Here is an 11,133-nt window from a genome sequence, read left to right on the forward strand (position 1 = left end):
GGCATACCTATAGGTATCGGCTGCGCCTTTATTCTCGCCAGCTTTTCCAGACGTGTAGGAAGCTATTTGCGAACATTCCTACGCGTTTCCTACAAAAAGCATTTCTTCCGGGCAGCTTTTGGCCCTGTGCTAAGCTGGCGACCCCTTTTTTTACAGTGGAGTCTTGGCGATGAAGGCACGCATCCAATGGGCTGGCGAAGCCATGTTCCTCGGCGAGTCCGGCAGCGGTCATGTGGTGGTAATGGATGGTCCGCCGGAAAGCGGCGGTCGCAACCTGGGTGTACGCCCGATGGAAATGGTCTTGATCGGTCTGGGTGGCTGCAGCAACTTCGATGTTGTGAGCATTTTGAAGAAGTCGCGCCAACCCGTGGAAAGCTGCGAGGCGTTTCTGGATGCCGAGCGTGCGGATGAAGACCCGAAAGTGTTCACCAAAATCCACCTGCACTTTGTCGTCAAAGGGCGCGGGTTGAAAGAAGCGCAGGTCAAGCGCGCGATCGAACTGTCCGCAGAGAAGTATTGCTCTGCCTCGATCATGCTCGGCAACGCGGGTGTGAAGATCACTCACGATTATGAAATTGTCGAACTGGGCTGAACGCCAGACATCCAACGATCATAAAAACGGCGCACACTCTGGCAGACGGCTTCGGACGTCTGCATAATGCGCCACTTTTTACGGGCGCAGCATGTATTGGTTTTCTGCTGCCGGTCCGAACAGACAACCAAAATCGCCAACGCGAAGAGGTGTTAACCGTCCTACGCAGATGAGCCGGGCTCACCTGACGGGCATGCTTGATCACGCGGCTGGCGCCGCACCCATATAGAGAGTTTTTAACGGTGAAAAGCAAACTCAAGCTCCACGGGTTCAATAACCTGACAAAGACCTTGAGCTTCAACATTTATGACATCTGCTATGCGGAAACCCCGCAGGACCAGCAGGCGTATGTCGAGTACATCAACAGTGTGTACGACGCAGAACGCCTGACGCGGATTCTGACTGATGTTGTCGATATCATTGGTGCCAACATCCTGAACATTGCGCGTCAGGATTACGATCCACAAGGTGCCAGTGTGACCATTCTGATCTCTGAGCAGCCGGTGACGCCTACCGAAAGCCAGATCGAAGAGTCGCCAGGTCCACTGCCGGAAACCATCCTGGCGCACCTGGACAAGAGCCATATCACGGTCCACACCTACCCGGAAATTCACCCGGTTGACGGTATTGCCACGTTCCGCGTGGATATCGATGTGTCGACCTGTGGCGTTATTTCACCGCTCAAGGCGTTGAACTACCTGATCCATAAATTCGAGTCGGATATCGTGACGGTCGACTATCGCGTGCGCGGCTTTACCCGTGACGTGGAAGGCAAGAAGCACTTCATCGACCACGAGATCAACTCGATCCAGAACTACCTCTCCGAAGACACGCGCAACGGTTACCAGATGACCGACGTGAACGTGTATCAGGAAAACCTGTTCCACACCAAGATGCTGCTCAAGCAGTTCGAACTGGACAACTACCTGTTTGGCGATGCCACCAGCAACTTGTCTCCCGAGCAGCGCGAGCAAGTGACCGCCAAGGTCAAACACGAAATGCTGGAAATCTTCTACGGCCGCAACGTCGCCGTATAAGCCCGGATTCCGGACATTAAAAAGGCGCCTGATTCAGGCGCCTTTTTTATGGGCGTTGTATACGCCTCGTCAGATGCGATAAGTCGACTTGGTCATGACCTTGGCCAGCACACTCATGCCGAACTTGACCGGTGCCGGGAAACGAAAACCGCCTGCCTCCAGTGCGGATTCAGCGTGGTGTTCTTCATCGCTGAGCATCTGTTGCAGGATAGCCCGGGACTTTCCGTCCTCGGTCGGCAGTTGCTCCAGATGTTCAGCCAGGTGCTTGCAGACCTGATCTTCAGTCGCCGCGACAAAACCCAGGCTGACCCGGTCGCTGATAACACCGGCTATTGCGCCCATCCCGAAGGACAGGCTGTAGAACAGCGGGTTCAGCACACTGGTATGGCTGCCAAGCTGATGGATGCGCTGTTCGCACCAGACCAGATGGTCGATTTCTTCTTCAGCCGCATGCTCCATCGCCTTGCGCACCTTGGGCAGCTTTGCCGTCAGCGCCTGGCCCTGATAAAGCGCCTGGGCGCAGACTTCGCCAGTATGGTTGATGCGCATCAGACCCGCGACGTGGCGCGTATCCACTTCGCTCATCTTGTGTTCGGGCTGAACGACGGCAGGGGAAGGGCGCTGCGAGTGCGCGCTGGACGGCAGCAAGGTGCGCATCGCGCTGTCGGCTTGCAGTAACAGACGGTCGAGGGGGGAGTATTGACGTTCGGTAGCCATGGGCACCTCCGGAAGATCATGCGGGCAGTTTACCCCAATCGGCCGGAGCGGACAGGGCTTGTGTGGTCCGACCAGCGCTGATCCCACGCGCTGGTCGGCCGGAAAGCCCGAAAACGCTGGCTCAGCCCGGTGGCCAGTTCATCTGACGCTGACCGAGTACGTGCATGTGAATGTGGTAGACGGTCTGCCCGCCCAGCTCATTGCAGTTCATCACCACGCGGAAGCCTTCTTCGCAGCCCAGTTCGAGGGCCAGACGCTGCGCCGTGAACAGAATATGCCCGGCCAGGCCTTTGTCTTCCTCGGTCAGATCGTTCAGGGTGCGGATAGGCTTTTTCGGGATAACCAGAAAATGCACGGGTGCCTGTGGGGCGATGTCGTGAAAGGCCAGTACCTGATCATCCTCATAGATGATCTTCGCCGGGATTTCCCGATTGATGATCTTGGTAAACAAAGTGTCCACAGCCGTTTGCTCCTTGTCGGTTGATGGTCGTCACAGGGTATCGCTGTGCTTCAGCGCGTCCGAGTGTACTGAGCGGGACGCGGCTCGCCCAGCCGTTTGTCGCTCAGCGCGGGCAGTATTTCTTGTTGATATAGCCGCTGATCTGGCGAGCCAGCCAGCGTGAAACCAGGCGCGGGCCGAGCGTCCACAACCGGTTACCGAAACCGGGAGTGATCACCGCACGGTTTTTTGCCAGCGCGCGAACGGTATACAGCGCCACTTCTTCCGGGCTCATCAGGTTATCCACATTGACCTGCAACTGTGCGGTGCGAAAAAAAGCCGTCCTGGTCGGACCGGGGCACAGCACCGATACCTTCACCCCGGCCTTCTTCACTTCCTCGCGCAGCCCTTCGGAAAAATGCAGCACATACGCCTTGCTCGCGTAGTAAGTGCTCATCCATGGCCCAGGCTGAAACGCCGCCACCGAGGCGATGTTGAGTATCTGGCCGCCGCCCTGAATGGCCATCAGGTTGCCGACCGTGTGGCACAGGCGCGTCAGGGCCAGGATGTTCAGATCGATCAGGTCCTGCTCGGCACTCCAGTCCTGAGCCAGAAAAGGTCCGCATGTGCCGATGCCCGCAGCGTTGACCAGCAGATCGATCTGGTGGGCACCGTCTTCCAGCTCCAGCAGAAAGCCCGAGAGCCTCAGTGGCTCGCCCAGATCGCATGCTCGAAACAGCACTTCCACGCCAAAACGCTGAGTCAACTCCAGTGCAATTGTTTCCAGCAGGTCGCGCTGGCGGGCGACCAGGATCAGGTTGCGACCGCGACGTGCCAGTGCTTCGGCCATCGCCAGGCCTATGCCGCTGGACGCGCCGGTGATCAGGGCGTAACGGGTCATGCAGTTCTCCATTGAGCGTGTTGCGACCGGCAGTCTGCCGAACCGTGGGGCAGTCTATTACTTGTCGCTTTGTTCTTCGGGCTCTATGTTGACATCCGCTGGCGCGGTCAAGGCACTGTCGCGGCTTTCTTCGTCGTCATAGGGGAGGGATTGCTCGTATTCATCGGTCTGCAATTCCAGCTCATCGCGCAGCATGCCTGCGCCGCCAGCGGTGAGCACCATCACGACTATGGGGATGAGTAACACCCACAGAATCGCCAGTGTCTTCACACCTCTGGAGTTCGGTGGCGGCGGTGGGCCGAAAGCGTTGGGACCTTTTGTTCCGGGCAGCAGGATCATCAGGAACGGGAAGACGCTGCCTACGAATGGCACCATGGTCAGCAGCAGAAGCCAGCCTGACCAACCCAGATCGTGCAGCCGCTGAACGCCGATCTGTGCGCCGATGACCGCGAACACGACGAGCACCACCGCCATCAGCAGGCCACCGGCGACCAGCGAACCGTTCATGACCAGCAGGCACACACCTACCAGCACCAGCGTCGCGGCGCTCAAGACCATGCTCCACGCCAGATAGCGCAAGCGCCCGATACGCCCGTTGATGCTCAGCACCTTCAGCGTCGAATGGCCGGGCTGATCAGCGCCAACCTGTGCCTTGGGCGGTGCGTAGGGTGATATGTCCAGATGCGCGGGTTTGGGGGAGGGCTGGCTGACCACTTCATCCAGACTCAGGCTGATTTCAATGTCGGGTTCGATACGCGCTTCGACGCCTGCATCGTTCAGCGCCTTCAGGTAGCGTTCCGCGTCCTCGTAAGCAAGCCCGCGCTTGAGCGCAACGGGTTGACCACTGAACAGTTTCTGCACTGCAGACGGTTCGCTTTTGAACAGCCCCGCCAGGTTGGCCTTTGCGGTGTCGAGCTCGACGCCTTCACGCACCTGCCCTTCAAATACGATCTTGAAGTGTGAATCGGCCATACGGGGCTTCCTTGTCTTTAAATGGAAAACAATGCCGGGCGCCTGTCTGAGACAGGGCGCCCTGCCGCGTTACTGATGAGGCCGGGTGACTCCTGGAATCAGAAGGGTTTGACGATAACCAGAATGACGATGGCGATCAGAATCAGTACCGGGATTTCATTGAACCAGCGATAAAACACATGGCTGCGGCCATTTTCACCACGGGCAAAGCGTTTCATCTGTGCGCCGCAGACGTGGTGATAGCCGATCAGCAGGACAACCAGTGCGAGCTTGGCGTGCATCCAGCCCTGACTGAAATAACCGCTGGGGTCGAAGCTGATCAGCCAGCCGCCGAAGACCAGGGTTGCGATCATTGCCGGGGTCATGATGCCACGGTACAGCTTGCGCTCCATGACGATGAAACGCTCGCGGCTGACTGTGTCCTCACTCATTGAGTGATAGACGAACAGTCTTGGCAGATAGAACAGGGCTGCAAACCAGCAGACCATTGAAATGACATGAAGCGCCTTTATCCATAGATAGAGCATTTTTGATTATTCCCAGGTTCACGGTGGCCGAATAGTAGTGTCTTGTGCGCCCATACGTCACGTTGTCGGTTGTCGCAGAGGCGATAGGCTCCTATTATCGACCGCTTTCCAGTTGTTTCGTTGAGGGCAGGTTATGGTCAAGGTCGGTATCGTCGGCGGCACGGGTTACACCGGGGTCGAGCTGCTGCGTCTGTTGGCACAGCATCCGCAGGCAGAAGTAGTGGTCATTACCTCGCGCTCGGAGGCCGGCATGCCAGTCGCCGAGATGTATCCGAACCTGCGCGGGCACTATGACGGCCTTGCGTTCAGCGTGCCTGACGTGAAAACCCTGGGTGCCTGTGACGTTGTGTTCTTCGCCACGCCCCACGGTGTCGCTCATGCCCTGGCCGGTGAACTGCTCGCGGCAGGCACCAAGGTGATCGACCTGTCTGCCGACTTCCGTCTGCAGGACCCGGTCGAGTGGGCCAAGTGGTACGGCCAGCCTCATGGTGCTCCGCAACTGTTGGAAGACGCGGTGTACGGGCTGCCGGAAGTCAATCGCGAACAGATCAGGAACGCGCGACTCATCGCCGTACCGGGTTGCTATCCGACCGCTACCCAGTTGGGTTTCCTGCCGCTGCTTGAAGCCGGTATTGCCGATAACACTCGTCTGATTGCCGACTGCAAATCTGGCGTGAGCGGCGCTGGACGTGGTCTGAACATCGGTTCGCTGTACTCGGAAGCCAATGAAAGCTTCAAGGCCTACGCCGTGAAGGGCCACCGTCACCTGCCTGAAATTACCCAGGGGCTGCGTCGCGCAGCGGGTGGGGATATCGGCCTGACGTTCGTGCCACATCTGGTGCCGATGATTCGCGGCATTCACTCAACGCTCTATGCAACGGTCACTGATCGCTCGGTGGACCTGCAGGCACTGTTCGAGAAGCGCTACGCCGATGAGCCATTCGTGGATGTGATGCCAGCAGGCAGTCATCCCGAAACCCGCAGCGTGCGTGGCGCCAACGTGTGTCGCATCGCAGTGCATCGTCCGCAGGGCGGCGATCTGGTCGTCGTGCTTTCGGTGATCGATAACCTGGTCAAAGGTGCGTCCGGTCAGGCAGTGCAGAACATGAACATCCTGTTCGGCCTTGATGAGCGCGCCGGGTTGTCTCATGCGGGCATGATGCCGTAAGGACTGCCGCCGTCCAGCAAATAGTTGACCGATTTTCTAGGAGAAGCGGATAATGCCGTCATTACGCATTACGACGGCTAACGCCGGGAGATATCTGACATGAGTGTCGAATCCTTCACGCCTACCGCTTTGGAGTTCACTCCAAATGCAGCGCACAAGGTGAAAACCCTGGTCGACGAAGAGGGCAATGATCGTCTCAAACTGCGTGTATTCGTTACAGGTGGCGGTTGCTCAGGTTTTCAGTACGGTTTTACTTTCGATGAAGATGTGGCAGACGATGACACCATCGTCGAGCGCGAGGGCGTAAGCCTGGTTGTCGATCCAATGAGCTTTCAGTACCTGGCCGGCGCAGAAGTCGATTATCAGGAAGGGCTTGAAGGGTCGCGCTTCGTGATCAAGAACCCGAATGCCTCCACGACCTGTGGTTGTGGCTCTTCGTTTTCGATCTGATTGAAGCTTGCTGTAAACAAAAACGCCGCTCATTGAGCGGCGTTTTGCATTGTGGCATCGCGTCAGGCGGGGTAGATGGCGCCCAGAACGCGTCTGCCTTTGGCGCCGGTCACCGTCGGACGGTTGGCCGGAACGCCTTCGAGGCAACAATGAGCCAGCCAGGCAAACGCCATCGCCTCAACCCAGTCAGGGTCTACGCCGAACTTCTCGGTACTGCTGACCTCGGTGCCGGGCAGCAGTTCTGCGAGGCGTTTCATCAGCGCCTTGTTATGCGCACCGCCCCCACAGACCAGAAGCTCCCGGGTAATCGCTTGCGCCGATTGCAGGGATTCGGTGATCGTCAACGCCGTCAGTTCCAGCAGAGTGGCCTGCACATCCTCGGGCGCCAGGGTTGGCAACTGGAACAGATGGTGGTGAACCCAGCCCAGGTTGAATACTTCCCGGCCTGTACTCTTGGGGCCCTTGGTCAGGAAAAACTGATCGCTGAGCAGTTTCTTGAGCAGCGCAGAATCAACCTTGCCGCTCGCCGACCACGCGCCATCCTTGTCGTAGCTCTCGTGGCGCTGTGATTGTATCCACGCATCGAGCAGGACGTTACCGGGTCCGCAGTCGAAGCCTTCGACCGGGCGATCGGACTCGATCAGGCTCAGGTTACTGAACCCGCCGATGTTCAATACGGCGCGATGATCCTTGTTGTCGTCGAACAGCGCTTCGTGGAAAGCCGGTACCAGAGGGGCGCCCTGGCCGCCTGCTGCGATATCGCGGCGGCGGAAGTCGCTGACCACGGTAATTTCAGTCAGCTCTGCCAGCAGCGCAGGGTTGCCGATCTGAATGCTGTAGCCGCGCGCGGGCTCATGACGAATAGTCTGGCCGTGGCTGCCGATGGCGCGAATCTGAGCGGGCACCATGTTTTGATCTTTCAGCAAGGTATGCACGCCCTGTGCGACCAGCCTGCACCACTTTTGCTCTGCAATTGCAGCACGCGCAAGCTCATCAGCGCCGCTGGAGCAAAGCCCCAGCAGCTCGGCATGCAGGTCTTCCGGCATGGGGATGTAGTGAGTGGCCAGAAGCCTTGATCGGTCATCCTGCTTCAAAAGGGCGATATCAATCCCATCGAGACTGCTGCCGGACATCACACCTATATAGAAGAAGTCCATGGATTACCTTTTATTCGAGGCCAGCGTGGTGGCTTTTTCCTGGTCCATGCGTGCCATCAACGGCTGGCTTTGCTGCATGAACCGCTGTTTTTCGGATTTGGCGATCGGGTCCGCCATTGGGAGCTTCTGGCCCAGTGGATCTACGTGAACGCCATTGACCTGAAACTCATAGTGCAAGTGCGGGCCTGTGGACAGGCCGGTAGTTCCAATATAGCCGATAACCTGACCTTGCTTGACAGTGCCGCCGGTCTGTATGCCTTTGGCGAAGCCCTGCATGTGGCCGTACAGCGTGCGGTAGGTGTCACCGTGCTGAATGATAACGGTATTGCCGTATCCGCCACGGCGGCCGGCGAGCAGCACCTTGCCATCGCCGGTTGCCTTGATCGGCGTACCGCGTGGCGCTGCGTAATCGACGCCTTTATGGGCGCGGATCTTGTTGAGGATCGGGTGCTTGCGGCCCATCGAGAACATCGAGCTGATGCGGGCGAAGTCTACCGGGGTACGGATGAAGGCCTTGCGCATGCTGTTGCCATCAGCCGTGTAGTAATTGGTATTACCTTGCTTATTAGTGTAACGAACGGCGGTGTAGGTCTTGCCCCGGTTAGTGAAGCGGGCGGACAGGATATTCCCCGTACCTACGCTCTTGCCGTTGACCACTTTCTGTTCGTATACCACATCGAATTCATCACCCTTGCGGATGTCCTGCGCGAAGTCGATGTCGTAGCCGAAGATGTTGGCCATGTCCATCGTCATGCTATGAGTCAGGCCGGCACGTTGCGCGGACTGCGACAGGGAGCTGTTGATCACCCCGTGGACGTAGACGTTACGCACGTTGGGCTTGCTGATTTCGCGATTGAACGCGTAGCCCGTTGCCGTCTTCGACAGGCTGATGGACTCGACTTCGCTGAGTTTTGTGTGCAATTGCTTGAGCTGGCCATCCGGCGTCAGCTCGAACTGCAGCGTCTGTCCGTTTTGCAGCTTGCTGAACTGCTTGGCCTGCTTGTCGCTGGCCAGTACTTCGTGAACAGTGGCGGCGGGCAATCCGACCTTTTCAAACAGGGTCGACAGCGTGTCGCCTTTGCTGACGGTGACTTCCTTGTGCGCAGAATCCTTCGCAGCGGCTGGCGCGGGGTTCTCTGCCTGAGGCTGTGCGTTGGCGGTGTCTTGAGCCTGATCGTCGGCAGTGTCGATCTGGGCAAATGGCGATTCGGTGGTTTCAGGTGTGGCTTGAGTGGCTTGTTGAGCGTCTTGATCTTGTACGTCCTGATCCGGTGCTTCCAGATCGAGGGGAATGTTCGTTCGTTTGGCTTCGACTTCGCTGGATGGAAAAACCAGGAGAGCCAGGCTCAACAATGCGGCGATGCCGCTTGCAGCGAGCAGGTGACTCTTCGGATAAAGCGGGGGCGCTTTAGGCGGTGTGTCTTTCATAGGTAATTTGACTTTGAAAAAGGTGAAATGGAAAAGATGAATGACATGATGAAGATGAAATAACTGTATAAAATATAACCAAAACCTGCTCGAAGCAACCCTTCCCGCGTATCAGTGACTGATTCGCAGGCAAACGCTGGGCAAAACTTGTAATTGGGCTCTGATCTTGTAAGGTTGGTTCCCTTTGAATTGGGGACTGAAATGAAGTCGGTTGAAGAGCAGCTGGCGCTGATAAAGCGCGGTGCAGATGAACTCCTGGTCGAGGCCGAGCTGGTCGAGAAGCTGAAGCGTGGCCAGCCACTGCGTATCAAGGCTGGTTTTGATCCGACGGCACCCGATCTGCACCTTGGACATACTGTGCTTATTAACAAGCTGCGGCAGTTCCAGGATCTGGGGCATCAGATCATCTTCCTGATCGGTGATTTCACCGGCATGATCGGCGACCCGAGCGGTAAAAGCGCTACGCGTCCGCCGCTCACCCGGGAGCAGGTTCTCGACTATGCCGAAACCTACAAGTCTCAGGTCTTCAAGATTCTCGATCCGGCCAAGACCGAAGTTGCGTTCAACTCGACCTGGATGGACCAGCTGAGTCCGGCTGACTTCATTCGCTTGTCTTCGCAGTACACGGTCGCACGGATGCTTGAGCGCGACGATTTCGACAAGCGCTATAAAAGCAATCAGTCCATCGCCATTCACGAATTCCTATACCCGCTGGTGCAGGGCTATGACTCCGTGGCCTTGAAGGCCGACGTAGAGTTGGGTGGCACCGATCAGAAATTCAATCTGCTGATGGGGCGCGAGCTTCAGCGCGCTTATGGGCAGGAGCCGCAATGCATCCTGACCATGCCGCTGTTGGAAGGCCTGGATGGCGTGAAGAAGATGTCCAAGTCGCTGGGCAACTACGTCGGCATTCAAGAAGCACCGGGCATTATGTACAGCAAGCTCGTGTCGATTCCTGATTCCCTGATGTGGCGCTACTTTGAGCTGCTGAGCTTCCGCTCGATGGAAGAGATCAATAGCTTGAAGGCTGATTGCGAAGCGGGTGCAAACCCTCGCGATATCAAGATCAAACTGGCCGAAGAGCTGGTCGCTCGTTTTCATGGCGAGGAAGCTGCGGCCAATGCGCATCGTTCTGCGGGCAACCGTATGAAGGAAGGCGAGCTGCCGGATGATCTGCCTGAGATATCGGTGGCTGCTGCCGAGGACATGCCGATCTCTGCGGTCCTTAATAAAGCAGGCCTGGTAAAGAACGCAGCAGTCGCTCGTGATCTGCTGGCTTCTGGTGGTGTACGTATAGATGGTGAGGTCGTGGATCGCAGCTTTGTATTCAAGCTGGGGGCTACCCATGTTTGTCAGGCCGGCAAGAAGGCTTTCGGACGCGTTACGCTGGTTTCCGAAGAAAGTTCAAAATAACGGTTGACGCCCTCTGTGAGGTGTCTATAATTCGCCCCACTTCCGGCGCAGACGGAAACGAAAAAGCCTTGTAGATCAATAGTTTGCAAGGTTTTGGGGTGAAGAGTCAGCGAGGAAGTAGGTCGGGTCTGGATTGATCGACAGCGGTGAGAAAAAAGAGTTTGACACGCGGTTGTAACGCTGTAGAATTCGCCTCCCGCTGATGAGCAACTCCAGAGTTGATCGCAGTGCAAGTGGTTGAAGTTGCAAAGAAAACTTTGAAAACTTCTTGAAATAACCGCTTGACAGATACAGAGGACGCTGTAGAATGCGCGCCTCGGTTGAGATGAAAG

General features: G+C 57.1%; 12 protein-coding genes and 1 pseudogene. 5 read left to right on the forward strand and 8 right to left on the reverse strand.

What is annotated here, in order from left to right; translation table 11 throughout:
- Nucleotides 1-169 precede the first annotated feature (169 nt).
- A complete protein-coding gene (locus BT119_RS23585) occupies nucleotides 170-592 on the forward strand; it encodes an OsmC family protein (protein ID WP_003372688.1) in 423 nt (140 codons plus the stop codon).
- A 242-nt stretch (nucleotides 593-834) separates the two neighbouring features.
- On the forward strand, nucleotides 835-1,629 hold the full coding sequence (gene speD, locus BT119_RS23590; RefSeq protein ID WP_003316303.1) for an adenosylmethionine decarboxylase: 795 nt from the start codon (nucleotides 835-837) through the stop codon (nucleotides 1,627-1,629).
- A gap of 69 nt (nucleotides 1,630-1,698) precedes the next feature.
- Here the strand turns inward: speD and coq7 are convergent, their stop codons facing one another.
- The 5 genes from coq7 to hemJ form a co-directional block, all read right to left on the reverse strand.
- Nucleotides 1,699-2,346, reverse strand: coding sequence for a 2-polyprenyl-3-methyl-6-methoxy-1,4-benzoquinone monooxygenase (gene coq7 / locus BT119_RS23595; protein ID WP_003433185.1), 648 nt, complete (start codon nucleotides 2,344-2,346; stop codon nucleotides 1,699-1,701).
- A 121-nt stretch (nucleotides 2,347-2,467) separates the two neighbouring features.
- A complete protein-coding gene (locus BT119_RS23600) occupies nucleotides 2,468-2,806 on the reverse strand; it encodes a histidine triad nucleotide-binding protein (RefSeq protein WP_003316306.1) in 339 nt (112 codons plus the stop codon).
- A gap of 103 nt (nucleotides 2,807-2,909) precedes the next feature.
- Nucleotides 2,910-3,686 (reverse strand): SDR family NAD(P)-dependent oxidoreductase, encoded by a 777-nt coding sequence (locus BT119_RS23605; protein ID WP_003372679.1) that lies wholly within the window; start codon nucleotides 3,684-3,686, stop codon nucleotides 2,910-2,912.
- A 57-nt stretch (nucleotides 3,687-3,743) separates the two neighbouring features.
- Entirely contained in the window at nucleotides 3,744-4,658 is a 915-nt protein-coding gene (locus tag BT119_RS23610; protein ID WP_058416467.1) for a DUF805 domain-containing protein, read from the reverse strand.
- Between the two features lie 98 nt (nucleotides 4,659-4,756).
- On the reverse strand, nucleotides 4,757-5,185 hold the full coding sequence (gene hemJ, locus BT119_RS23615) for a protoporphyrinogen oxidase HemJ (protein WP_003316309.1): 429 nt from the start codon (nucleotides 5,183-5,185) through the stop codon (nucleotides 4,757-4,759).
- A gap of 133 nt (nucleotides 5,186-5,318) precedes the next feature.
- Here hemJ and argC point away from each other — a divergent pair, with 133 nt between their 5' ends.
- Nucleotides 5,319-6,353 carry an N-acetyl-gamma-glutamyl-phosphate reductase gene (argC, locus tag BT119_RS23620; protein WP_003433179.1) on the forward strand — a complete coding sequence of 345 codons (1,035 nt, stop codon included), beginning with the start codon at nucleotides 5,319-5,321 and terminating at the stop codon, nucleotides 6,351-6,353.
- 99 nt (nucleotides 6,354-6,452) lie between these two features.
- Entirely contained in the window at nucleotides 6,453-6,803 is a 351-nt protein-coding gene (gene erpA / locus BT119_RS23625; RefSeq protein ID WP_002551953.1) for an iron-sulfur cluster insertion protein ErpA, read from the forward strand.
- Nucleotides 6,804-6,865: 62 nt separating this feature from the next.
- On the opposite strand, the gene BT119_RS23630 is transcribed toward erpA, so the two are convergent.
- Together BT119_RS23630 and BT119_RS23635 are read right to left on the reverse strand one after the other, a co-directional pair.
- A complete protein-coding gene (locus BT119_RS23630) occupies nucleotides 6,866-7,960 on the reverse strand; it encodes an anhydro-N-acetylmuramic acid kinase (RefSeq protein WP_032609444.1) in 1,095 nt (364 codons plus the stop codon).
- 3 nt (nucleotides 7,961-7,963) lie between these two features.
- Nucleotides 7,964-9,388: a peptidoglycan DD-metalloendopeptidase family protein gene (locus tag BT119_RS23635; protein WP_072367013.1), complete on the reverse strand. Its 1,425-nt coding sequence runs from the start codon at nucleotides 9,386-9,388 to the stop codon at nucleotides 7,964-7,966.
- A 201-nt stretch (nucleotides 9,389-9,589) separates the two neighbouring features.
- Between BT119_RS23635 and tyrS the strand changes: the two genes are divergently transcribed.
- Nucleotides 9,590-10,801, forward strand: a complete 1,212-nt coding sequence (tyrS, locus tag BT119_RS23640; protein ID WP_044309503.1) for a tyrosine--tRNA ligase — start codon at nucleotides 9,590-9,592, stop codon at nucleotides 10,799-10,801.
- A gap of 75 nt (nucleotides 10,802-10,876) precedes the next feature.
- On the opposite strand, the pseudogene BT119_RS27385 reads toward tyrS, so the two are convergent.
- Nucleotides 10,877-11,133: pseudogene (locus tag BT119_RS27385) on the reverse strand (hypothetical protein); the annotation flags it as partial.

This window comes from Pseudomonas sp. NFACC10-1, from assembly GCF_900119195.1.
GTDB classification, from domain to species: Bacteria; Pseudomonadota; Gammaproteobacteria; order Pseudomonadales; family Pseudomonadaceae; genus Aquipseudomonas; species Aquipseudomonas cerasi.